General features: G+C 59.5%; 19 protein-coding genes and 2 pseudogenes. 12 read left to right on the top strand and 9 right to left on the bottom strand.

Features of this window, described 5'->3' with window-relative positions; genetic code table 11:
* The first annotated feature begins 42 nt into the window (after positions 1 to 42).
* Positions 43 to 804, top strand: a complete 762-nt coding sequence (locus tag C8K58_RS03210) for a PIG-L deacetylase family protein (RefSeq protein WP_027606749.1) — start codon at positions 43 to 45, stop codon at positions 802 to 804.
* A gap of 249 nt (positions 805 to 1,053) precedes the next feature.
* On the top strand, positions 1,054 to 3,597 hold the full coding sequence (locus C8K58_RS03205) for an autotransporter outer membrane beta-barrel domain-containing protein (protein ID WP_108572986.1): 2,544 nt from the start codon (positions 1,054 to 1,056) through the stop codon (positions 3,595 to 3,597).
* 12 nt (positions 3,598 to 3,609) lie between these two features.
* Here the strand turns inward: C8K58_RS03205 and C8K58_RS03200 are convergent, their stop codons facing one another.
* Together C8K58_RS03200 and C8K58_RS03195 are read right to left on the bottom strand one after the other, a co-directional pair.
* Positions 3,610 to 5,016, bottom strand: coding sequence for an amino acid permease (locus C8K58_RS03200; protein WP_092357041.1), 1,407 nt, complete (start codon positions 5,014 to 5,016; stop codon positions 3,610 to 3,612).
* A gap of 66 nt (positions 5,017 to 5,082) precedes the next feature.
* Positions 5,083 to 6,117, bottom strand: a complete 1,035-nt coding sequence (locus tag C8K58_RS03195) for a histone deacetylase family protein (RefSeq protein WP_027606752.1) — start codon at positions 6,115 to 6,117, stop codon at positions 5,083 to 5,085.
* A gap of 121 nt (positions 6,118 to 6,238) precedes the next feature.
* Between C8K58_RS03195 and C8K58_RS03190 the strand changes: the two genes are divergently transcribed.
* The 3 genes from C8K58_RS03190 (at position 6,239) to C8K58_RS32885 (ending at position 10,808) form a co-directional block, all read left to right on the top strand.
* Complete coding sequence (locus C8K58_RS03190) at positions 6,239 to 6,730, top strand: Lrp/AsnC family transcriptional regulator (RefSeq protein ID WP_027606753.1); 492 nt, start codon at positions 6,239 to 6,241, stop codon at positions 6,728 to 6,730.
* A 186-nt stretch (positions 6,731 to 6,916) separates the two neighbouring features.
* Positions 6,917 to 9,079, top strand: coding sequence for a TonB-dependent siderophore receptor (locus C8K58_RS03185; protein WP_092357038.1), 2,163 nt, complete (start codon positions 6,917 to 6,919; stop codon positions 9,077 to 9,079).
* 235 nt (positions 9,080 to 9,314) lie between these two features.
* Complete coding sequence (locus C8K58_RS32885; RefSeq protein WP_108572984.1) at positions 9,315 to 10,808, top strand: methyl-accepting chemotaxis protein; 1,494 nt, start codon at positions 9,315 to 9,317, stop codon at positions 10,806 to 10,808.
* Between the two features lie 82 nt (positions 10,809 to 10,890).
* Here C8K58_RS32885 and C8K58_RS03175 read toward each other — a convergent pair whose 3' ends face one another.
* Positions 10,891 to 11,859 (bottom strand): OmpA family protein, encoded by a 969-nt coding sequence (locus C8K58_RS03175; RefSeq protein WP_098479380.1) that lies wholly within the window; start codon positions 11,857 to 11,859, stop codon positions 10,891 to 10,893.
* Between the two features lie 266 nt (positions 11,860 to 12,125).
* Here C8K58_RS03175 and C8K58_RS03170 point away from each other — a divergent pair, with 266 nt between their 5' ends.
* Positions 12,126 to 12,839: a hypothetical protein gene (locus C8K58_RS03170; RefSeq protein ID WP_027606757.1), complete on the top strand. Its 714-nt coding sequence runs from the start codon at positions 12,126 to 12,128 to the stop codon at positions 12,837 to 12,839.
* 230 nt (positions 12,840 to 13,069) lie between these two features.
* Positions 13,070 to 13,690 (top strand): response regulator transcription factor, encoded by a 621-nt coding sequence (locus tag C8K58_RS03165; RefSeq protein ID WP_027606758.1) that lies wholly within the window; start codon positions 13,070 to 13,072, stop codon positions 13,688 to 13,690.
* Here C8K58_RS03165 and C8K58_RS03160 read toward each other — a convergent pair.
* Positions 13,687 to 15,333: a hybrid sensor histidine kinase/response regulator gene (locus C8K58_RS03160; protein WP_166655289.1), complete on the bottom strand. Its 1,647-nt coding sequence runs from the start codon at positions 15,331 to 15,333 to the stop codon at positions 13,687 to 13,689. The two genes, C8K58_RS03165 and C8K58_RS03160, sit on opposite strands and share 4 nt — an antisense overlap.
* A 103-nt stretch (positions 15,334 to 15,436) precedes the next feature.
* Positions 15,437 to 15,832 carry a hypothetical protein gene (locus C8K58_RS03155; RefSeq protein ID WP_027608113.1) on the bottom strand — a complete coding sequence of 132 codons (396 nt, stop codon included), beginning with the start codon at positions 15,830 to 15,832 and terminating at the stop codon, positions 15,437 to 15,439.
* A 459-nt stretch (positions 15,833 to 16,291) separates the two neighbouring features.
* On the opposite strand from C8K58_RS03155, the gene C8K58_RS03150 reads away from it, so the two are divergent.
* The gene (locus C8K58_RS03150) at positions 16,292 to 16,699 is read left to right on the top strand and encodes a hypothetical protein (RefSeq protein ID WP_027608114.1); all 408 of its coding nucleotides are present in this window, start codon (positions 16,292 to 16,294) and stop codon (positions 16,697 to 16,699) included.
* 21 nt (positions 16,700 to 16,720) lie between these two features.
* Here the strand turns inward: C8K58_RS03150 and C8K58_RS03145 are convergent, their stop codons facing one another.
* Positions 16,721 to 17,359: a response regulator transcription factor gene (locus tag C8K58_RS03145; RefSeq protein WP_027608115.1), complete on the bottom strand. Its 639-nt coding sequence runs from the start codon at positions 17,357 to 17,359 to the stop codon at positions 16,721 to 16,723.
* 96 nt (positions 17,360 to 17,455) lie between these two features.
* Here C8K58_RS03145 and C8K58_RS03140 point away from each other — a divergent pair, with 96 nt between their 5' ends.
* Together C8K58_RS03140 and C8K58_RS03135 are read left to right on the top strand one after the other, a co-directional pair.
* Positions 17,456 to 19,072: a hybrid sensor histidine kinase/response regulator gene (locus C8K58_RS03140; protein WP_371921645.1), complete on the top strand. Its 1,617-nt coding sequence runs from the start codon at positions 17,456 to 17,458 to the stop codon at positions 19,070 to 19,072.
* 340 nt (positions 19,073 to 19,412) lie between these two features.
* A complete protein-coding gene (locus tag C8K58_RS03135; RefSeq protein WP_081744500.1) occupies positions 19,413 to 19,595 on the top strand; it encodes a hypothetical protein in 183 nt (60 codons plus the stop codon).
* Between the two features lie 43 nt (positions 19,596 to 19,638).
* On the opposite strand, the gene C8K58_RS03130 is transcribed toward C8K58_RS03135, so the two are convergent.
* Positions 19,639 to 20,382, bottom strand: coding sequence for a class I SAM-dependent methyltransferase (locus C8K58_RS03130; protein ID WP_027608431.1), 744 nt, complete (start codon positions 20,380 to 20,382; stop codon positions 19,639 to 19,641).
* Positions 20,383 to 20,485: 103 nt separating this feature from the next.
* Here C8K58_RS03130 and C8K58_RS03125 point away from each other — a divergent pair, with 103 nt between their 5' ends.
* Positions 20,486 to 20,842, top strand: a complete 357-nt coding sequence (locus C8K58_RS03125) for a VOC family protein (RefSeq protein ID WP_092357032.1) — start codon at positions 20,486 to 20,488, stop codon at positions 20,840 to 20,842.
* Positions 20,843 to 20,900: 58 nt separating this feature from the next.
* On the opposite strand, the gene C8K58_RS03120 is transcribed toward C8K58_RS03125, so the two are convergent.
* On the bottom strand, positions 20,901 to 21,770 hold the full coding sequence (locus C8K58_RS03120) for a GyrI-like domain-containing protein (RefSeq protein ID WP_098479377.1): 870 nt from the start codon (positions 21,768 to 21,770) through the stop codon (positions 20,901 to 20,903).
* A 98-nt stretch (positions 21,771 to 21,868) separates the two neighbouring features.
* Positions 21,869 to 22,156: pseudogene (locus C8K58_RS03115) on the bottom strand (Rid family hydrolase); the annotation flags it as partial.
* Here C8K58_RS03115 and C8K58_RS03110 point away from each other — a divergent pair.
* Positions 22,153 to 22,371 (top strand): annotated as a pseudogene (locus C8K58_RS03110) (LysR substrate-binding domain-containing protein); the annotation flags it as partial. The pseudogenes C8K58_RS03115 and C8K58_RS03110 sit on opposite strands and share 4 nt — an antisense overlap.
* Positions 22,372 to 22,408 lie beyond the last annotated feature (37 nt).

The raw sequence follows: 22,408 nt of genomic DNA, 5'->3' as shown, positions 1-22,408 counted from the left end.
ACGGGGCACGACCCAGCATCAATCGACAAGGACGTAACGCCCATGAAGCCTGCCTCCCTCAGTGAAGGCCGTCGCGGCCCCGCGCAAATCTGGAACAGCGCACCGCAGCTGGCGCAAATCCCGCCTATCTCTACCACCTCCCTGGTGCCCGCTGGCGCGCGCGTGGTGATCATCGCGCCACATCCCGGCGACGAGGTGGTGGCCTGCGGCGGTCTACTGCAATTGCTCAGCACCCTGGAACACCCCCTGCAAATGATCTCCATCACGGACGGCAGTGCCAGCCACCCGGGGTCCCACGTGTGGCCGGCCAGCCGCCTGAGTGTGGTGCGGCCCCAGGAAAGCGCCGAGGCGCTGCGCCGCCTGGGCATGCCCTTGCACAGCCTGAAGTGGATTCGCGGCGGTTTCTGCGACAACGCCCTCGCCGCCCGCGAACCGCAACTGAGCCAATTTATCGCGCGCTACCTGCAACCGGGCGATGTGGTGTTTTCCACCTGGCGCAACGACGGCAATGACGACCATGAGGCCGTCGGCCGTGCCAGCGCCAACGCCTGCAGGCTGGTGGGCGCGCAGCTCTATGAACTGCCGATCTGGGCCTGGCACTGCCCCGCCCGCGAGGGTGCGACGATCCCCTGGCAGCGGGCGCGCAAGGTACGCCTGGACACCTGGACCGTGGCGCGCAAACTCCACGCCGTCCATGCGTATGCCAGCCAGTTGGCGGGCGACCCGCAGATCGGCCTGGCGCCGATATTGGCCCAGGTGCTGCTGGAGCGTATGCGCGAGCCTTACGAGATTGTGTTTTCGTAAGACCGGCAGCTCGTCTATACCTGTCAACTCTGACAGTAGCGCCCTGCACGATGTATGGCTAGGGTGCAAACAGCGCTGCACCCGTTGAGGTGCAGTCGAGAAAGCCATGCCAACTCCTTGCATTGGCCGGTGTTTTCGAACAGGTAACCCGCACTCCCTGCTCCGTATCGCGTGTCACGTTGTCATGGTCTGGCCTGCACCGGCCTTTGCCGGTGCCGGGGCAACTTTCCCCTCGCACGAGGATGGATCATGCGCTCACGGACTCCGACCCTGTTGTACCTGATTGCCCTGGCGACACTGCCGAGCGCCTCTTACGGGGCGTGCACCATCAGCAACACCGCCGGCGACGACCTCTCTTCCTGCGACAGCGGCACGGCACCAGGCTTTACCGACAGTGCCGGCAATAACACCCTGAACCTCAGCGCCACGGGGCGGATTACCGGGAATGTCACCTATGGCGCCGGCAACGATCTGGTGGATGTGAACGGGCCCAGTGCCGGGATTGATGGCAACCTCAACCAGGGCGATGGCAGTAATATTTTCCGGCTCAACCTGGGCAACATCACCGGCAGCGTCAGCCAGGGCTCGGGCGCGGATGTGGCGCAGATCAGCGGCGGCCAGGCCGGCGCCGTCAGCCAGGGCGCAGGCGTCGACAGCTACGCCCAGAGCGGCGGCAGGATTGCGTCACTGGCCCAGGGCGATGGGCTGGACGACTTCAACATGAGCGGCGGCATCATCGACGGTGCTTTCGAGGATGGCGACCGGGCCAAGATGAGCGGCGGCCGCATTGGCCGAGTCGACATGAAACTCGACAACAACCTGTTCGATATGTCGGGTGGAAGCATCATCGCCAACCTGGTAACCGGCTTCGGCGACGACACCATCCTGATCTCGGGCACGGCCTTCGTCGGCGGCAATATCAGTGTCAGCGGGGGCAACGATCACGTGGCGGTGTCCGGTGGTGACGTCAACGGCCAGATACTCCTCAGCTTTGGCGACGATCACTTCGAATGGACCGGTGGCAACCTGCATTCGTTCGTACTGCTGGGCGCCGGTGACGACACGGCGGTGCTGCAAAACCTGGTCAATACCCAACTGGCCGCGGCGCAGTTGATCGACGCTGGCCTGGGTGTCGACACGCTCACACTGGACAATACCAAGGCAGGCGATCCGGGCCTGTTTTCCAACTGGGAGAGCATTCGGCTGGACAACCAGTCGCAGCTGATCCTGGGCGGAACGCTGAAACTGGGTGACAGCGACACCGGCACGGGCAGCCTGAGCATCGACGGGACCAGTGAACTGTTGATCGGCACCGGGGTGATCGACCCGTTTACGGCCGGCCAACGGGTGAACGTCACCAACAGCGGCACCCTCAACATGACCACCGGCAACACCCGCACCAGCGACACCTTGACCATCAATGGCAATTACACCGGCGACAATGGACGGCTTTTACTGCAAAGCGCCCTGGGCGCGGATGATTCCCCCAGCGACAAACTGATCATCAACCAGGGCACCCTCGCCGGTACCACCGCCATCAGCGTCACCAACCTCGGCGGCGCGGGCGCGGCCACCCTGCAGGACGGCATCCAGGTGGTGCAGGCCCTCAACGGCGCGTCTGGCAGTGGCAGCGCATTTACACTGGCGGGCCCGGTACCTGCCGGCGCGTTCGACTACTACCTGTTCAAAGGCGGTGTCACGGCCGGTACGGCGGAGAACTACTACCTGCGCTCGACGATCCCCGTGGTGCCGCCTGGCCCGGTGATTATCGTGCCGTTACCCACCCCGGTTCCCGGTGAACCACCGCTGCCGCCCAATCCCGGGACCGAACCGATCCCTATTTATCGTCCGGAAGTGCCGATCTACGCTGCGTTGTTTCCCGCCGCACAGCAACTCGTGCAGGGCATGCTCGGCACCTTTCACCAACGCATGGGCGACCAAAGCCAGCAGTTGCACACCGGCCCGTTCACTTCGGGCTGGGGGCGGACCTACGGCAACAGCACGCGCCAGAGCTTTACCGGGACGGTCAGCCCGTCGCTCGACAGTTCGGTGACCGGCTTCCAGGTGGGTACCGACCTGTACGCCAGCACCTACGACAATGGCCTGACCCAACGCAGCGGGTTCTTCGTCGGCCACAGCACCCTCAAAGGCAACATCAAGGGCTTCAACGGCGGCTGGCAGGACAAGGACGCCGGCAAGACCACCTTGCGCGGGGACAGCCTGGGGGTCTACTGGACGCTGATCGGCGCCAACCAGGCCTACCTCGACCTGGTATTGATGGGCACCCGCTTCGACGGCAATAACGAGTCGGATCGTGGCGTGAAGATGGACACCCGGGGGCACAATGTCACGGCGTCCGCCGAAGTCGGCTGGCCGTTTGCCGGGATGGGTAACTGGGTGGTTGAACCCCAGGCGCAACTGATCGTCGGCAAGACCAGACTGGATAAGCAAAACGACGGGATCTCCGACGTTTCCTATGACGCCGACACTAACGTCACCAGCCGCCTCGGGGTGCGCCTGCGCGGTGACTATCAGGTCCGCAGCATGCCGCTTCAACCCTACGTACGGGCGAATGTCTGGCACACCAGTGCCGGGCAGAACACCGTCACCTTCAACGGTGTGACAGCCATCGACACCGAGCAGAAGTCCACCACCCTGGACCTGAGCGCCGGCGCCACGCTGAAGGTGGCCACGGGCATCAGCCTGTACGGCGAGGTGGGCTACAACCGCAACCTGGACAGCAACACCTTCAACGGCCGCCAGGGCACGGTCGGCCTGAGAATGGAGTTCTAGGGAACCCGTGAATCACCTATGACCGGGATTGACCACACCGGCCGCCTTGAAGCGTGAAAACTGAAAGGCAATGCCCAGCCAGATAAACCAGGCCGGCATCACGTACAGCGCCAGGCGTGTATCCGGCCTCAACGCCAGCAGGCCGAGGACGAAGGCCATGAAGGCCAGGGAAAACCAGGCCATCGGCACACCGCCAGGCATCTTGTAGAGGGATCTGGCGTGCAGGTCCGGGCGTTTTTTGCGGTAGGCAATGTAGGACCCGAGGATGGTCGACCAGGTGAAAATCACCAGGATCGCCGACACCGTCGACACAATCGTGAAGGCGGTCATCACCTCCGGCACCACAAACAGCAACACCAGGCCCAGCAGCATCAGCAAGGTGGTGAAGGCCAGGCTGATAAACGGCACGCTGCTTTTCGACAAGCGTCCAAAGATACCCGGGGCGTCCCCCAGGTCAGCCAGGCCGAACAACATGCGGCTGGCGGAGAACACCCCGCTGTTGGCCGACGAGGCCGCCGAGGTCAGCACCACGAAATTGACGACCCCCGCCGCCGCTGGAAAGCCCGCCACCAGGAACAGTTCCACGAACGGGCTCTTGCTCGGCGACACCTGTTGCCACGAAGTGACCGCGATGATGCACGCCAGGGCCAACACGTAGAACAGGATGATGCGCAGCGGAATCGAGTTGATCGCCTTGGGCAAGGTCCTCTCCGGTGCTCGGGTTTCGGCGGCTGCGGTGCCGATCAGTTCGGTGCCGGCAAAGGAAAAGATCGCCATCTGGAAGCCGGCGAAAAAACCGAACAGGCCATTGGGAAACGCCGCCTGTTTGTCCAGCAAGTGGCTCACGGAGGCCGTGACCCCGGTGGGCGAGACAAACGAGCTGGCAATCAGCACCACGCTCACGCCGATCAGGGTCAGCACCGCGATGATCTTGATGATCGCGAACCAGAACTCCACTTCGCCGAACAGCCTGACCGTCAGCACGTTCAACGCGAACAGCGTCAACAGCATGCCCACCGCCGGCATCCATGCCGGCACATGCGGGAACCAGTACTGGAAAAACCCGCCGACCACCACCGCGTCCCCCACCACCGCCACGCTCCAGCTCAGCCAGTACGACCAGCCGAGAAAGAACGCCGCACGCGGGCCCAGGTACGCGCCGGCAAAGTCGGCGAAGCTCTTGAAGTTGAGGTTGGACAGCAGCAGCTCACCCATGGCGCGCATCACGAAGTACACGAACAGCCCGATGATCATGTAGATCAGGATGATCGAGGTGCCGGACAACGCGATGATCTTGCCGGAGCCCATGAACAGGCCGGTGCCGATCGCACCGCCCATGGCCATCAGCTGGATGTGGCGGTTGCTCAGGGTGCGTTGCAACGCAGGCTTTTCACACAGCCCGGACGTGGTTGTTTTCATCACAAAACCTCTTGTTATGTTTTTGAGTTTTGGCAGAAAAAAAATCGAGCGAGTGTTGTTATCAGGTCAGGCAGTCTTGCTTTCGAAGCCGTGCAGGACGTTGACGGCGTTGATGCCGATCTCGTCGACCATGTAGCCGCCTTCCATCACGAACAGCGTCGGCACGCCGACCCCGGCGATGATCTCGCCCATGCTGAGGAAGTCCTGGCTGTCGAGGAGGAAGTGGCTGATGGGGTCGTCCTTGAAGGTGTCGACGCCGAGGGAGATCACCAGCACCTCGGGGGCGAAGTGTTTGAGTTGCTGACAGGCGTGGTTCAGCGCGGTTTTGTAATGGTCCCACGTGGTGTTTTTCGGCAAGGGGTAGTTCAGGTTGAAGCCCTCCCCCGTACCTGCGCCGCGTTCGCTGTCGGCGCCGGAAAAGTACGGATAGGACACCGACGGGTCGCCGTGCAGGGAAATGAACAGCACATCCGCGCGGTCGTAGAAAATATTCTGCGTGCCGTTACCGTGGTGGAAATCCACATCCAGCACCGCCACGCGCCTGGCACCTTGGGTGATGGCCTGTTGCGCGGCAATCGCGGCATTGTTGAGGTAGCAATAACCGCCCATGTATTCGCGGGCCGCGTGGTGCCCCGGTGGGCGGCACAGGGCGAAGGCGCTGTGATGGCCTTCGTCGATCAGCGCCAGGCCGGTGAGCGCGATGTCCGCGCTGGTCTTGACCGCCTGCCAGGTGGTGGCGGTGATCGGCGAGCCGGCGTCCATGGCAAAGAAGCCCAGTTTGCCGTCGATAAAATCCGGCACCTGCTCATTGGCCAGGTCGCGTACCGGCCACACCAGCGGCAGCGCGTCATGGCGGCGGCCGATGGCGGTCCACTCGGCCCAGGCGGTTTCGAGGAAGCTGACGTAGCGCTCGCTGTGGGCGTTGACGTAGCAGGCGCGCTCGAAGCGGCGCGGCACGATGATATCGCCCAGCCCGACGTGTCGGACGCGGTCACGCACGGTGTCGGCGCGGCTGGGTTGTTCGAATGAGGGCTTGAGCACGCCGTCCTTGAGTTCGGTGCCGTGGTGCAAACGGTGGTCATCACTAAAAACAGTCAGCATTTGGATACATCCGCCAGAAAAAGACAGGGTCTATTTTGTTCTGGCTGCGCAGGGCTTTCTTTGCTTTTACTTCTTACACTGATAGCTTTATCGGGTGTTTTTACCCTGGTTACAGCCAAATATGAAAAATAAAACCAAACAGGTCGTTCTGGACGACACCGATCTCGCCATCCTCGCCCTGCTGCAGGAAGACGCGAGTATTTCCAACGCCCAACTGAGCGAGCGCCTGGCCCTGAGCCTTACCCCCTGCTGGCGTCGGCGCAAACGCCTGGAGGAAGAAGGCGTGATCAAGGACTACCAGGCCAACCTCGATCGCAAGCTGCTCGGCCTGGACATCATGGCGTTTGTGCATGTGCGTTTTGCGATCCACACCGACCACGCGCCGGATGCGTTCGAAGCAGTGGTGAAGGAGCTTCCTCAGGTGCTGGCGTGCCACAAGATCACCGGCGACGCGGATTACCTCTTGCAGGTGCTGGCGGAGGATCTGGACAGCTACAGCGAGTTTGTGGAAAGCGTGCTGCGACGGCAGCTGGGGATTGCGTCGATCCAGTCGAGCCTGGCGCTGCGCGAGGTGAAGGCGACGAGTCGGATGGCGATTCCGAAGCGCGATTGAACACGCAAAAAAAGCACTCGCCGACGGCAGGTAATGGCCAAAAGCCTGCCCTGCAGATGTGAAAAATTCGTTAACTAATTCTCCCCAAAGGCTTTTTCCGACAGGTTTAATCTGCCAAACTAATGCGAATAATTATCAACAGATTTATTATTCGCCAAGGACGGCACTTAGGGGAGAGTCCGTTCCATGTCTGTGCAACAACACGGCGGTAAAGGTTTTACACCCAGTCTGATTGCTTTGGCGGTGTGTCTCGCCACTTCGCACGCGGCCTTCGCCGCCGACGCTGAAACGCCGGCAACCACCTTGGAACTGGGTGCGACCCAGATCTCCGGCGAGCAGCAACTGGGCGAAACCACCGAGGGTACGCAGTCCTACACCACCGGCGCGATGAAAACCGCGACCAAACTGCCCCTCACCCTGCGTGAAACCCCGCAGGCCGTCACCGTCATCACACGCCAGCGCATGGATGACCAGGGGATGACCAGCATCAACGACGTGGTCAATGCCACGCCTGGGCTATTCCTCAATTATTCCAACGGCCCGGGCCGGCAGTCCTACACCTCACGCGGTTTCGACATCGACAACCTGATGTACGACGGCATTCCCAGCGGCTACAACGGCGTTTCCGTAGGCGCCCAGCCGAACCTGGCGATGTTCGACCGTGTCGAGGTCGTGCGTGGCGCCACCGGCCTGGTGACCGGTGCGGGCAACCCGTCGGCGGCCATCAACCTGGTCCGCAAGCGGCCGCTGGACGAACAGAAAGTCACCCTCACCGGCGCCGCCGGCAGCTGGGATGACTACCGTGGCGAGCTCGACGCCTCCAGCCCGCTCAATGACAGCGGCACCTGGCGCGGCCGGGTGGTCACCTCCTACCGCGACGCCAACAGCTTCATCGACAACGCCGAGTCCTATCACGGCCTGTTCTATGCCGTCACCGAGGCCGACCTGAGCGAAGACACCACCCTCACCCTCGGCTTCTCGAACCAGAAGGACAAGACCAACTACTTCTGGGGCTCGTCGATGATCGGCCAGGACGGCCATCACCTGGACCTGCCGCGCTCCTACAATCCCGGTACCGACTGGGAGAACAAGGATCAGGAAATCAACACGGTCTTCGCCGAACTGCGCCAGCGCCTGGCCAATGACTGGAAGCTTCAGGTCAACGCCAACTACGCTGAACAGAACGCGTTGTTTTCCGGCTCCTACCAGTCGCGCTGGGTCAACAACACCCTGGCGCGCACGGTCTACCAGGCCGCCTACGATGAAAACCAGGCCGGCGTCGACGCCTTTGCCAGCGGCCCGTTCCAGGCATTCGGGCGCACCCATGAACTGGTGGTGGGCGCCAGCCGACGCATCTACGACATGACCACCCACAACTACAGCCCCTACAACACCAACTGGCCCCTCACCGCAGGCAAACCGGACTTCGTCCACACCACCAACGATCGCGAGGTCACCACCCAGGACGGTGTCTACGTGACCACGCGCCTGAGCCTGGCGGACCCGTTGAAGCTGATCCTCGGCGGGCGCCTGGACTGGTATGACTACGATGCCCATGGCAGCAACGACGGCGACTATCACGTCACCCGCAACCTCACCCGCTACGCGGGGCTGATCTACGAGCTGGACGATCACCACTCGGTGTACGTCAGCTACAGCGACATCTTCACGCCGCAGAGCGCCAAGGACACCTCCGGCACTCCGGTCAAGCCGATTGTCGGCAAGAACTACGAGGTCGGCATCAAGGGCGAGTACCTGGGTGGCGCGCTGAATGCGAGCGTGGCGCTATTCCGTGTCGACCAGGAAAACCGCGCCACCCAGGTGACCGTGCAAAACTGCCCACAGACGGAGTGCTATGAGGCCTCCGGCGAGATTCGCAGCCAGGGGATCGACTTCGAACTGCAAGGCGCGCTGACCGAGAACTGGCAGGTCGGCGGTGGCTACACCTACGCGCGTACCCACACCATCAAGGATGAAGCCAACCCGCAGAAGGTCAACAAGCAGTACGACACGGACGTTCCGGAGCACCTGTTCAAGCTGACCACCCGCTACAACTTCCAGGGCCCGCTGGAGAAACTGCGCGTGGGCGGCAACATCTCCTGGCAAAGCCGCCTGTACAATGACGTCAAGCTGGCTGACGGCAGCACCTACCGCCTCCAACAGGGCGCCTACGCCGTCACCGACCTGATGGCCGGCTACAAGGTCAACGACCACCTCGACCTGCAGCTCAACGCCAACAACATCTTCGACCGCCGCTACTACTCCACCATCGCCAACTCCGTGAGCTATGGCGGCGACGCCTACGGCACCCCACGCAACATGATGCTGACGGCCAAGTACAGCTTCTGATCCACCTGGCGAACGGGGGTCCTAAATGTGGGAGCGAGCTTGCTCCCTCCCACATTGCACCCCGCTTGCCACCAGGAATGTGTTCTGCCCCCTCCGAACGCGTTCGCGCTTAAAGTCCCCTCCCCCGATGCCGATAAACTTTTTGGTTTCCCTGCACCCGCAAAGTGCCTGAATGCGGGCCTTAGTGGCACGCCGCATGCTTTGATCCTTGCCAGACCACATGGAGTAAGAGTGAATGCCCGCACGCGCACGTTTCCTGGAGCACTACCGCAAGGCCGACCGCATCATGCTGGCGTTGATCTGGCTGATGACGCTGTTCTCCGTCGGGCTCGCGTTCTGGCACGACACCCTGACCCAGGCAATTGTCGTGGGAGGAGGCACCAGCACGGTGCTCACCGCGCTCTACCGCGCCATCGGCGGCACGCGGGTGATGCGTTGTGCACTGGGCGCGGGCTTGATGGTCATGGCGGCGCTGCACATCAACCAGGCCCAGGGCGTGATCGAAGCGCACTTCGGGATTTTCGCGCTGCTGGCGGTACTGACGTTCTATCGAGACTGGCTGCCGATCCTGGTGGCCGCCCTGACGATTGCCGTGCACCACGTGGTGTTCCATGCGTTGCAGCATCAAGGCTTCCCGGTGTTCGTGATGGCGCATCACGGCGGTTGGACCATGGTGTTTGTCCACGCCTTCTACGTCGTGATGGAAACCATCGCCCTGCTCTACCTCGCGGTAAACAGCCAGGCCGAGGCGGTGGAAAGCGAGGAAATGCTGGAAAAAATGCTCGCCGTCACCACCCAATTCACCGTGGACAGCGCCAGAGGTGAAGGTAAGGTGCACGTCTCTCTTGCCAAGCGCTTCGACCATTTCCTGCAACAAATCACCCACCTCATCGACGGCGTCGCCCGCGACTCCCACGGTCTCGGCCAACTCGGCCAGGAACTGGCCCACGCCAGCGGCACCCTGGAAAAAGGTGCTCGCCACCAACTGGCCGAAATCGCGCAAATGACCGACTCCATGCAGCGCATGGAAGACGCCATGGGCCACATTACGGTGCACGTCGAAGAAGCGGTTGAGCACGCGGGCGTCGCCAGCCAACAAATCCTGCGTGGCCAGGAAAGCGTCGGCCGCGCCCAACACGAAATCACCCAACTGGCCACACGCCTGGAAGGCACCAACCACACCGTGCAAGGCCTGGCGGTCCAGGCCGAACAAATCGGCTCGGTACTGGAAGTCATCAGCAGCATCGCCAACCAGACCAACCTCCTTGCCCTCAACGCCGCCATCGAAGCCGCCCGCGCCGGCGAACAAGGCCGCGGCTTCGCCGTCGTCGCCGACGAAGTGCGCAGCCTGGCGCAACGCACCGCCGTTTCCACCCAGGAAATCAAAACCATCATCGAGGGCCTGCAGCAAGGCAGCCGCCAGGCCGTGGAAGCCATGCACGACAGCCGCCAGGGCGTGGAACGGTGTGTGGAGGACAGTCAGCTGGCAGTGGAAATGCTGCGAGCGGTGGGCAATGACATTACCCAGATCGATGCGCTGAATGGGCGGATTGTCTCCACCACACGCGAACAGACCTCGGCGAATCAGGAGATTGTCGGGCGCTTGCAATCGGTGCAGAGCATTGCTCAAAACACCGCTGACGACGTGGAGATGTTGGCCAGGAGCAGCGAGCAGTTGCCGCCGATTGCGGTGCGGTTGGATGCGTTGGGGCGGCGGTTTCACCCGTGATAGTTTGGGGCTCGCCATCGGCCGGAAGCCATCACGGGTCTCGTCTTGACGGCCCGGGCCGCCCCTGGTCCTGAGCGTTCGCTTAGTCTTGCTTGACCAGCTCGACCCTGCGGTTTTCAGCTTTGCCTGCCTCGGTGGTGTTGTCGGCCACCGGGTCAGCCTCGCCAAACCCGGCCGCAGATAACCTCGCCGCGTCGATGCCCTTGGCGGTGATGGCGGCCTCGACGGCCTTGGCGCGGCCGTATGACAGTGTCTTGTTGTGCGCGGGGTCACCGGTGTGATCGGTGTAGCCGTTAATGGCCAGTTTCAACGATGTATTTTGCTTGAGTAACAACAACACTTGCTCGATCTGTGGCTGTGAACCCGGAAGGATGCGGGTCTGGTCAGTCGCAAAGTTGATGTGCAATGCCACCTTGCCGGTTTTATCTATCTGCGCTTTCAGTTCACTGGCCGGCAACAGGCTGGCCGTTATTTGCAGCGGTTTGGTTTCGGCAATCAGCAGGCCGCCGCCGAACGCGTAGCTGCACAAATGAATCCAGATATCGCGGTCGGCGCGATGGATAACAAACACCTGCGCGGCGTTATTCCAAATGTCCCCCAGGCCACTGTTGTATTTGAGCGCGAAGTCCCGCGGCCATTCTTTGATCTTCTGGCCGGGGTCTTCCGGAATCCTGCCATCGAAGATCTTGCTGCCGCCCAACGAGGACACGACGGACTCGAGGTTGCGCTGCAATTCCAGGTCGGAGAACGCCTTGCCCTGCGCGGCGTCGATATGGGCTGACCAGACCTTGCCTTCTACTACTGCCAGGCGATCACCGGTCCAGAAGGGTACCTGATCAAAGTCGGAGACATCGGGCGCGGTGGCGATGACATATCCGTCGGGAAGGGCGATGTAGGGAAAGGCGCCCAACGGCACGTTCGACACCTCAAGACTCGCGGCATCGAATACCTTGTTGTCTGCTCCGCTCTCGAATGACGAGGCTTGAATGCTCAGCCCCAGGGTGACGATTAAAACCAGGGTAGTCGCTGCTGTTTTTTTCACTAACGTCATGTTATTCCCGCAAATCCTTAGCACCCAGGGTGATGGTCGAGCGGATAAAGGGTGCTGCTGTAGTTGGCTGCTTATAAAACCGGGGCTATCGAGATAACTCAATAGCACAGCTGCCCTATTGCATCGCGCTTTGGCGCTGGATCACAGTTGTTCGCGCTCTAATAGGTCTTTTCTACGCTATTCGACGCTGCCGATCGTATTGAACAGGGATGCTTTTTTTGAAACCTATAACCACCAGAAAAATTGAAATGAACGCTGCGCTGGCGATGGCCTTGATCTCGCTGTTAACCACCAGCGCTACCTGGACCGAGGCAGCCGTTGGTGCAACGGCCTCCTCGGCACCGTGTACCAATGAAGCGGATTTCCAGGCCGGCACCGTTGTGGAGTCTGAAAGTCGCGACAACACCTCTGCAGTAACCAATCGTAGTAAAACCGAAACGCTGGGCCATGAAGACTTCGCCGGGGCCAACCCGGTGGCGTCATTACACACCACGTTCATAAGCAATTCGCCGGTGTATTTAACGACCACCTTTGCGCAAATCAAGGACGGCCAGTTGATTCGCTATGGTGATCGGCACGGTGCCGGGCCTTCGTTGACCACGACCCTTTACACCCCTCCTCCCACCACGCCGCTGGATTTACAACCCGGGCAGACAGTCGCCGTCAGTTACAAGAACCAGGTCGTCAGCGGCGGCACCACGCTTGAGTTTGAGGTATCAGAAAAGCTGACCTACCATGGCCGCGAGACGATCAAAACAGCACTCGGGACATTCGAGACCTGTCGCTTCACCAATGAAATTTCCACTGGATCAACGTCCGGTCAACAACCGACCCAGAAGGTCGTGGTGCAGAATTGGTTTGCTGCCGAAGGGCCCTACCGTGGGCAATCAATCAGGTCGACCAGTCTCTCCGGAACGAATGGTGGACAGGAGCGGCTCGTTGAAGTGGTCAAGATGCGATATGAGACGCGAGCCAACTAGGTAGCTTTATGCCCAGGCGCTGAGAAGGAGGATAGCACTGCCCTTCCTGGCAACGGGTTCAAGCACGCTGTTTGTGCCGAAATTGCATCAAGCAAAATGTACTTAATTGCTTAATGGCCTTTAGTAACTAGTACAGGTGTACTAGTTCAGCTGTTCTATATCATAAGTTGCATGAGTCGGACATGATCAAAGCGTGTTTTCATTGATCTGGACGGGTTGTGCTTGCTGATATGAGTTGCCGAATTGTGGTGGCGGACGAACATCCACTTTATCGAGAGGGCATGACAGGATTACTGGAGTGCTTAATACCTGGAGCAAAAATAAAACAGGCAGGAAACCTGGAGGAAGTCTGGGCTCTCCTGAATCGCTGGCAACCTGTCGCCATGCTGTTTATCGAAGTATATTTGCCAGGGCTTTGCTCCTTGAAAGAGCTTGCAAAACTGTGCGAGGAAAGAGGCACTACTGCAGTCGTTGTTGTTTCGACAGTCGATGACAGCGTGGTCATTACCCGAGTGATGGAGGCCGGCGCCAATGGTTTTATTGGCAAGAACATTTCAGCCGAAGAGGTACGTAACGCCATCAACGATATTCGGAACGGCCAAGTAGTGGTCAAATACGAACCGGCCGAATCGCCATCATTTGAGAGTGATCACGCGATGGGCAAACTGACGTCGCGGCAGCGGGAAGTCTGGCATTTGATCGCACAAGGTAAAACCAACAAGGAAATTGCCGCTGAACTGGAAATCTCTCCCTATACCGTGCGTATTCACGTGTCTTCGCTGATACGTGCCTTGAACGTACCCAATAGAGCAGTAGCCGCCGCGCGTTTCGCGGGGCGCTACACCTGCTAGTCCCTTGATGGATCTACGGGTAACTCACACTTCATTGACTTGACCTGTTCAAGCAATACGTTACGCAGTTCCGGCGGTCGCACGGGTTTGGCCAGTACCGAGATATTGAATGCGTGCAGTGATTGACGGATGCGCTCGATTTCGTGCCCGGTGATGACCAATGCCGGTATCTCTTGACCCCGGAACTCGCGTATTGCCGCGATACATTCGGCCCCCGAGACCTTTGTGCCCAGGTCGAAGTCGGCAATGATGATGTCGCAATCGCTGGCCAGGGTATCCGCATCACTGTGGGTCTCGACGACGCAGCCCCATTTCTCCAGCAGGGCCTTGGTGGCCAGCAACACATTGGCGTCGTCTTCAATCAGGCATATCCGTAGTCCGTTCAGGCGCTCATGGGTGCTTTTCATCCGAGGCGCGATGACCTTGGGGGCGGCATGTTTCAATCCGCTGATTGCAACCTGGGTGCCGCGCCCGGGCGTGGAGCGAATATGTACATCGACATTGAGCAACTGGCTGATGCGCTTGACGATGGACAAGCCCAACCCCAGGCCCTCGACATCCTTGTCGCGTGCGTGGCGCACCCGGTAAAACTCTTTGAATACGTCCGGCAGATGTTCGGCGGCGATACCGCAGCCCTTATCGTAAACCACCACGGCCAAGCCCTTTGCCTGGCGTCTGACACCGATCAGCACGGGCTCTCCCGATGCGTACTTGATCGCATTGGACACCAGGTTCTGCACCATGGTGGTCAACAGCCCCGCATTGACATTCACCCAGTGCTCGCAAGGGCGCAGGCGCAGTTCAATCCCGGCCCAGCGCGCGGCCTCGGTGTTCTGTTTGACGACCTCCTGCAACAGCGCGCCCAGGTTCACCGGTTCCGCTCGCGGCTCCAGCTTTCCGTTGTCGAGGGTGTAGATATCCAGGATCGAACGGAACAGTTGAGAGACGGTATGCAGCGAGCGGTCGATGTTGTCTACCAGGCGCAGTTCTTCGCCGCCCAAATTCGCGTCACGCAGGCACGCGGTGAACAGGCCGATGGAGTGGATGGGCTGGCGCAGGTCGTGGCTGGCCTGGGCGAGAAAGCGTGATTTCTCCTGATTGGCGGCGATTGCCTCTTCCGATGCGATACGCGTGCGCTTGAGCAGAATGTGCGCATAGGCCGGTACTACGATGGTGGTCACGATCAGCATCAGGAACATGTAGGGCTGTGCGCGCCAGAAGGGGTTGAACAAGAAAATAACGATAAGGGTGGACAACGCGATCACGGTTGCCAGGGCCAGATAGTGTGAGCCGAAACGCATGCCATTACCCAGGGTTACCCAGAGCAGCGCGGCATAGATAGGCAATGCACCTTCGCCTCCCAGCACCATGGCGAAAGCGATACCGGTGTAGTCATGAAGCATGGAGAGCAAGCGCCGCCAAAAAAAGTGTCCTGGCCAGCGCTTGATCGCCATGCGCAGGAATATCGACACCACGATGAATGTCGAGATATACACGATGATGGGCGTGTAGGCTGCGGTATCGCTGGGGCGCAGCCCGCTCAGTACGATGATGTACAGCAGCGCACAGGCGCTGACGGTCAGGCGTAACGTGGCCTGATTGAGTTCGCTGTTCTTTTCCACGCGTTCAACCTCATGGACCATGGGGGATGCATCGCTGGATGCCGCCCCCTTGAGAACAATAAGGCGTAGGTTGGCGTGTTAAGGCATCAAACGACACAGCGTGTCGTATCAGAAGTGGAACGTGTCAGTAAAGCCTGTAGTAATCCACCACGTCATCCACGAAGTAGATTATCAACCTCGTTCCCTTGGTCTGGCTTTGAGCTTTTTTCGTGCCCGTCACACTGCCGACATCATTGGCGACACCCTGAGCCTTGGACACTTGCGACGAGGCGTCGTACATCTTCAGGCTTGTCTCGGTCGAGACATATTTGTGGGCCAGGGTCATGTACTTTTCCAGGCCCTCCTGGTTTTTATCATAGGTCCAGTTGGACCCATTGCTTCTGCTCGTTGAATCAAGTTCCTCTTCGGCTGGAGCGCCGAACAATTGCGTCACCTGAGTCTTTGTAGTTTTTCCCGGGATGATGGTTTTCTTCAGGTAAGCAACATCGTACTTTTGTGCTCCCGGATTTAAGGAATTCATCAAATCCCCAGTGTTAGCACAGCCTCCCAGGCCTGCGGTCAGTATGCACAGCGTGAATCCGATTCTAAGTAGTTTTCCATATTTCAAGCACATAGACTTACCTTGAGTTGTGATTAATACCATTCCATTTCGACCGGATGCACGGTGAAGTTGACACAACGTAGTGCAACTAATCGAGCCTTTGGATTCACAGGCGGGCAAACACACTGGAACACTTCAACGCTGAAGTTAAAGTGCATTCCGGTGTGCGCTCGGGCTCAAAGCCTTTAAGACTTTTTCGAGCGTGTACAGCTTATGAGGGCGCGTGAGCTGACGCCATAGTACAAGTGTGCTATAGGCGACCAACAGGGACTTGTCTAGCATAGCCAGATGGACATTAATGGCTTGAATCAATGTAATGAATTGCTCGCCAGTTGATGTAATGCCCGATTATTGAAGCCGCATGAATGGAGTCGAAATATGAAATCATGGATCACCGTCTTATCCATTCTGATGCTGTCCGGGTGTGCGGGTTCTCCCTTGAGTAATCTGGTCATGAACCAGCGTTATCAAACGACATCGGACATTACTGCTTCATGGGTAGGTGCATCCGAAGATGAGTTGGTGACGTCATGGGGGGCGCCGAAAAACAGCCATGGCCTCAGTGATGGCAACTCGAAAATCATCGGCTACGACTACGTATGGCTTACAAACGGCAGCCATTCGATGGAATGGGGTTATGTGCCTGATTACGCCCGTTGCGAACAGCGGTTCATGATTGAAAAGGGCGTGGTGACCCGCTGGTATTCATCTGGCGACTGTCCAAAAAGGCCTAAAGGCGCCAAGTTGATCCCCGGTAACACCCCCGTGCCCCAACCCACGCTCTAATGGTCACTGCACCGTCTTGATTCACGTATCGAGCTTGCCCGGCCACCCACTGGCACCGGGAAAGTTACTGAATTGAGCCGCCGCCGCCGCACGGGTGGGCACACCCAGGGATTTAAGCAGAGTGGAAACATGGATGCGTACGGTGAACGGGGAGATACCCAGTTGCTTGGCTATTTCCTTATTGGTCTTGCCCGCCGCAACCAGGCCGAGCACTTGCCGCTGGCGGGCGGTGAGTGAGGCAAGGCTTGGGTCCAGCAGGGGATTTTCGGGGTTGTACTTCACCACGACCTCCCCTTCCCGAATCGCCAGGATGGCTTCGGCAATGCCTGCCGGATCAACGTTTTTGCCGATAAAGCCATCAGCACCTTGGGCGATGACCTGGGAAATAATGTCCAGGTCATCGACCATCGACACCACAATGATCGAGGTGCGCTTGAACTCGTTGCGCAGCTGGCCTATGACCTGCATAGACGTGATACCGGGAAAGCGCAGGTCCAGAATCAACGAATCAACTTCTGCGCCCGCACGCGCCAGCGCCAGTACTTCATCCAGATTGCCCGCCTGCTCTATCATCGCTGTCGGCATAAGCCGTTCTATGGTTCTCAGCATACCTTCGCGAAACAGAGGATGGTCATCTGCCACTATGATTCTGTGCGTCATGTCAAGGTCCATCTCACCTCAGGTCCGGCGCATCGTAACGCAAACTGTAACGCCAGGTTTCAACTTTTAAGCGACTTCTTACCCTGGAGAATCGCAATGAACATGACGGAAAAGAACAGTGAACTGGACCAGGCCACGTTGCGGTTGACGGTCAGCACCTGTGCTTCGCTGTACATCTTTGTGGTGGCCCTCCTTCCTTCAAGTGACTTCGCCACCTATGTACCGATCATGTGGTACATGGCGTTTTTCATCAGCGTGGCAGTCCCCCTGCGCATGGCGATCAAGCGCTGGCCAGGGCACTTTTTCTGGCGCCGATTGTTCGCCATGGCCCATGACTATACCGGCATCGCTTTCGCCATGATCGTGGGTGGAGAAGGCGCGTTGCCGGTTTATGCCGCGTTGCTCTGGGTCACATTGGGCAATGGCATGCGCTTTGGCTCGCGCTACTTGACCGCCGCGACACTCATCGCGCTGAGCATGCTGGTCATGATCTTCATGCTTACCCCCTTCTGGCGCGCACAGCCCTACATGTTCCTGATGCTGATCGTGACCACCATCGTAGTGCCGGCCTATGCGCATATTCTGCTCAAGCGCACTCGCATAGCATCGGAAGAGGCAATCGCCGCCAATCAGGAGAAATCACGCTTTCTCGCCCAGGCCAGCCACGACCTGCGCCAGCCCATCCACTCCATCGGCCTGTTCACCGCGTGCCTGCGGGACGCGAATTTGGGCGGCGAAGAACTGCGCCTGGTAGACAACATCGACCGCTCGCTGCATACCGTCTCTCAACTGTTCCGTTCGATCCTGGATATCTACACCCTCGACAACGGAAAGCTGGAGCCACAAGCGGAGCCGGTGAACCTGGGCGCGCTGCTGCGGGACGTCGTCAAACAGAACACCGAGGCCGCGCGCTGGGCCGGGGTTCAACTGCGCCTGCGCCCTTGCGAGCACTGGGTGAATGTCAATGCGGGGCTGTTGACCACCATGGTGCAGAACCTGGTGTCAAATACACTCAAATACGCGTCCGGCCAACCGGTCTTGATCGGTGTGCGTCCCAGAGGCAAGGGCTTGGCCATTGTTATCTACGACAAGGGACGCGGCATCGCCGCTGAACATCTGCCGGACGTATTCAAGGAGTTTTACCGGGTGCGCCACGCACGCGACAAGGATGTCGAGGGCCTGGGGTTGGGCTTGTCCATCGTCAAGCGCATCAGCCAGTTGCTCAATCTGGATATCCAGTTGGACTCCCGACTCGGCCAAGGCACCCGCGCCACTATCCAACGCCTGGAAAGCGTCGCGCCGGGCACCGAGACACAACGGCCAGCGCCCACGCAAAGCCGTCTACAGGGTCTGCGGGTATGCCTGGTGGAAGACGATTCCAACGTACTGATGGCGACCTCGGCCTTGCTGGAAAAATGGGGATGCGAGGTAGAAAGTCATAGCGATGGACTGAACGTGACCACGGAATGCGACATCATCATTGCCGACTTCGACCTGGGCCCTAGGATTTCAGGCGCCGAGTGTATCGCCGCGATTCGCGAACAGCGTGGCTGGGAAGTACCGGCCATGATCATGACCGGCCATGAAATCGAGCGTATCCGCAGCACATTGATCCACATGAATATCTCCATCCTGTCCAAGCCCGTGCGTCCGCCTGAATTGCGAACGACCCTGCTCGAACTGACCAAGCATTTCGCCAGGGAAATGAGTTAGCTGGAGGATGTCCATGCCCGGATATATCCGGGTGCGGCGGTGTGTGGAATGCACGCCTATCATTAGCGCGGCTTGCCATTCGCCTGTCGGTTTGCGGCGAGGTAATAGGTCACTTGTCGTATTGATGTCGCTGGCTCCCCGTTATCCAATGCGCCTGAGGAACGTGCTGCGCTGAATCAACGTTGTTTCAGCGCAGGCCGATCCTCCGCTGCCTTGATTCAGATACCGTTCAATTAAGCGTAAGGAGTGTCCCAGCCGAAAGACGGGCGGTTGGTTTTGACAACCGCGCCACCTTGACCGACTCGGGCCACACAGCGATCAAGTGATAGAGGGAGTTTTTATGAAAGACAATATGAAGAAAGTACGTTCGACCATCGCATTAGCATTGGCTCTCTCAGCAGGCCTTGCGTTCAGCGGTACGGCCAGCGCCTTTACTTTTGAACATGGATGGAGTTGCCAGAATAAGTGGTACCAAATGGGACTTATTGAACTGATTGCTTGCGGAGGTGGAGGCGACGGTTGATCTGCCTGGGCCTTTTTCAGGCATATGAAGGAGCGGCAGTTTATTAACGTTTCACACACACAAACAACGCATTGCCGGTCACGCCCGCCCAGGGCGTGATCCGTTCATAGTCATGCTCGAACACCTGCACCTCAAAGTACGGCTGTAACAGCCCCTGCAACTCCGTGAAACTCAGCGCCACCATGGTGTGCTCATCCTGCCAGGCCTGGGTCACACCCGCCGTGGTCTTCTCGATACTCAGGCGCAGCGCCTGCTGCTCCCCTTCTCCGCGGTAATGCCAGCCGGAGCCAAAGGTGAAATGACTGCCTTCAAACTCCACGCTATGGCGTACCAGCAAGCGGTTGTCGATATGCAGTTTGTCCACCGCGTTGAAGCAGAACACGCCGTTGTCGGCGAGTGCGTCGTGCACGCTGGCGAGGCAGGCGCGCAGTTGGGCCAGCCCGGGGTTGTAGTGGGTCGAGTACAGGAAACAGGTGATCAGGTCTTGCGGTTCGTCCACCTGGAAGCCGGCCATGTCCTGGCGGCTGAACCGTGCCTCGGGGCAACGCAGTTGGGCGAGGTCCAGCATCGGTTGGCTGATGTCCAGGCCGGTGCTGCGGTAGCCGAAGTCGAGGAAGTGCCGCACATGGGGCCCGGTGCCGCAGGCAAGGTCCAGATGGCGGCGCCCCTCATTGCCGAACAACTGGTGCAGGCGGCGCACGCTGTGGCTCTGCGCGCGGTAGTCGATGTCGGCGCACATTAGGTCGTAGTAGATGGACAGGTCGGTGTACAGCGCGTTGGAGGACATAAGTGGCCAGAGGGTTCGGCGGGAATTTCGCGCCGGCATGGTAACCCAGTCCTGGGTGTAAACCGCTACACTCGCCCCTCAACCATCCGCCAAGGAGGCAACCATGAGCGTTCGCGGTCAAGACCGACAGATCGACAATATCGAGTTCAACGTGGGCGACATCGCCCGCAGCAAAGCCTTCTACGGCGCGGTGTTCGGCTGGGCATTCGTCGACTACGGCCCCACCTACACCGAGTTCAGCGATGGCAGGCTGACCGGCGGGTTCACGACCGCAGAGCCCGTTCGACCGGGTGGCCCGCTGGTGATCCTGTACGCGGATGATCTTGAAGGCACGCAGCAGCGGCTCAAATCCGCAGGCGCCGTTATCAGCCGCGAGACCTTTTCGTTCCCCGGTGGCAGCAGGTTTCACTTCATTGACCCGGATGGTTATGAACTGGCGGTGTGGACCGCTCAGCCGTAGCTGGCCGCAACACCTGGCGTGGAAGCGCAGTCGCGCTCCCACAGGCTGGCGAGCGCCGCTATTGCAACGGCACATAAATATCGGTCTGCCATTGATCCTGCGGTGTCTCGGGGAAAATGCTCAGGTATTCGAAAAACAACGGCTGGTCCCGAAGCTCCTCGCCGCTGCCAGGCAGCCAGTCGCGGTAGATCGGATAGATCGACTCTGCGATGTGATCCGGCGAACCCACATGACGCACCACCACACAGCGCCCGCCGGGGATGACGCGTTCAGTGACGCCGAACTCATTCGCGGCCAACGCCTGGTGAATCTCGCCGCAAATGGCAAACCGGAACTCATCGGCCGGGGTCGTATCAGGATTGTCGAAGGGAATACCGAAGCTGCGACTTGAAGCCACCGGCGACTGCCCGCTGTGCATGCGCCACGCAATGAATGTCTGCACGCTTTCATTCACGCGCCCTGGGGCGCCGCGGTGCTCGAATGCGGCCACCTTGACCGCAGGAAACTCCACAATTCGTACCTGCATGATGATGCTCCTGGAAAAGTAAGGGACGCTGAATACCGCGCGCCAGAGCTGCCAATCCGGTCGTTTCCGGAATGCGCTCGGCGCCATGCCGAACGCTCGCCTGAACGCCCTGGCAAAGGCTTCAGGACTTTCGAAGCCGGCCCCCAGCGCCGCCTCCAGCACCGAATAATCAGCGCGGGAAGACAAGTCATGTGCCGCGCGGCGCAGGCGCATCAGTTGCACATAGCGCGCAACCGGCATGCCCACGAACGCGGTGAATTGCCGATGGAAGTGAAACACCGAAAAATGCGCCACCTCGCTCAGCGCCTTCACCGACAAGTCACCTTCAAGATTCGCGTCGATATAAGCGAGTACGGCGTCGAAGCGCTGTGTGTAGGCGGCGTTGCCTGGCAAGTCAGACACGGGTTGCAAGCTCCGGGATAGGCGTTGGACGATAGGATCGACTATACCGACAGCCTGCGCCTAGCCGTGCTTGCTGAGGTGGATGTGCCAGCACGGATTCACAAAGCAAGCCTGGCAATCACCTTGATCTCGAACTGGTACCCATACAGCCACGTAACCCCCACGCCAGTCAGCGTCGGGTGCGGCGCCTCGCCCCAGAACTCCGGCACCACCTTCCAGATCGTCTCGAACCTGGATTCGGGATCGACGATAAACACCGTCACATCGATCACATCGTCAAAGGTGCAGCCGGCAGACCCCAGGATCGCATTCAGGTTGTTGAACGCCAGACGGACCTGATCCTCCAGATCGGGCTCGGGCGAGCCGTCTGCATGGCTGCCGACTTGGCGTGCTGTGGTTGCCCAGCTACATGTCGAAAGCCTTCGAGGACCGGGGCGAGTTAGTGCCCTTGTTCAAGGACTGGCACCTTGATCCGATGCCGCTTTACGTGGCCTTTCCGCCGAACCGGCATATCAGCCTGAAGCTGCGCGTGTTTATCGAATGGGTGGCTGAGTTGCTGGCCGTGCATGCGCCTGTCAGTGGGCGACAGGATGGGTGCTGATGGACGCGTGTATGGGTTCGCTGATCGACCTGAACAA

The sequence above is a fragment of the Pseudomonas sp. GV047 genome (genome assembly GCF_003058245.1).
GTDB classification, from domain to species: Bacteria; Pseudomonadota; Gammaproteobacteria; order Pseudomonadales; family Pseudomonadaceae; genus Aquipseudomonas; species Aquipseudomonas marginalis.
The sequence above is the reverse complement of the archived record's forward strand: the minus strand, read 5'-3'. Positions and strand labels throughout refer to the sequence as shown.

What these genes read in the sequence shown, in the direction of transcription:
- C8K58_RS03150 (WP_027608114.1), top strand. Translation starts at nt 16,292, where the DNA reads ATGAAATCATGGATCACCGTCTTATCCATTCTGATGCTGTCCGGGTGT.
- C8K58_RS03195 (WP_027606752.1), bottom strand. Translation starts at nt 6,117, where the DNA reads ATGCTGACTGTTTTTAGTGATGACCACCGTTTGCACCACGGCACCGAA.
- C8K58_RS03170 (WP_027606757.1), top strand. Translation starts at nt 12,126, where the DNA reads ATGGCCTTGATCTCGCTGTTAACCACCAGCGCTACCTGGACCGAGGCA.
- C8K58_RS03130 (WP_027608431.1), bottom strand. Translation starts at nt 20,382, where the DNA reads ATGTCCTCCAACGCGCTGTACACCGACCTGTCCATCTACTACGACCTA.
- C8K58_RS03185 (WP_092357038.1), top strand. Translation starts at nt 6,917, where the DNA reads ATGTCTGTGCAACAACACGGCGGTAAAGGTTTTACACCCAGTCTGATT.
- C8K58_RS03145 (WP_027608115.1), bottom strand. Translation starts at nt 17,359, where the DNA reads ATGACGCACAGAATCATAGTGGCAGATGACCATCCTCTGTTTCGCGAA.
- C8K58_RS03135 (WP_081744500.1), top strand. Translation starts at nt 19,413, where the DNA reads ATGAAAGACAATATGAAGAAAGTACGTTCGACCATCGCATTAGCATTG.
- C8K58_RS32885 (WP_108572984.1), top strand. Translation starts at nt 9,315, where the DNA reads ATGCCCGCACGCGCACGTTTCCTGGAGCACTACCGCAAGGCCGACCGC.
- C8K58_RS03175 (WP_098479380.1), bottom strand. Translation starts at nt 11,859, where the DNA reads ATGACGTTAGTGAAAAAAACAGCAGCGACTACCCTGGTTTTAATCGTC.
- C8K58_RS03200 (WP_092357041.1), bottom strand. Translation starts at nt 5,016, where the DNA reads ATGAAAACAACCACGTCCGGGCTGTGTGAAAAGCCTGCGTTGCAACGC.
- C8K58_RS03165 (WP_027606758.1), top strand. Translation starts at nt 13,070, where the DNA reads ATGAGTTGCCGAATTGTGGTGGCGGACGAACATCCACTTTATCGAGAG.
- C8K58_RS03190 (WP_027606753.1), top strand. Translation starts at nt 6,239, where the DNA reads ATGAAAAATAAAACCAAACAGGTCGTTCTGGACGACACCGATCTCGCC.
- C8K58_RS03125 (WP_092357032.1), top strand. Translation starts at nt 20,486, where the DNA reads ATGAGCGTTCGCGGTCAAGACCGACAGATCGACAATATCGAGTTCAAC.
- C8K58_RS03160 (WP_166655289.1), bottom strand. Translation starts at nt 15,333, where the DNA reads ATGGTCCATGAGGTTGAACGCGTGGAAAAGAACAGCGAACTCAATCAG.
- C8K58_RS03140 (WP_371921645.1), top strand. Translation starts at nt 17,456, where the DNA reads ATGAACATGACGGAAAAGAACAGTGAACTGGACCAGGCCACGTTGCGG.
- C8K58_RS03210 (WP_027606749.1), top strand. Translation starts at nt 43, where the DNA reads ATGAAGCCTGCCTCCCTCAGTGAAGGCCGTCGCGGCCCCGCGCAAATC.
- C8K58_RS03155 (WP_027608113.1), bottom strand. Translation starts at nt 15,832, where the DNA reads ATGAATTCCTTAAATCCGGGAGCACAAAAGTACGATGTTGCTTACCTG.
- C8K58_RS03205 (WP_108572986.1), top strand. Translation starts at nt 1,054, where the DNA reads ATGCGCTCACGGACTCCGACCCTGTTGTACCTGATTGCCCTGGCGACA.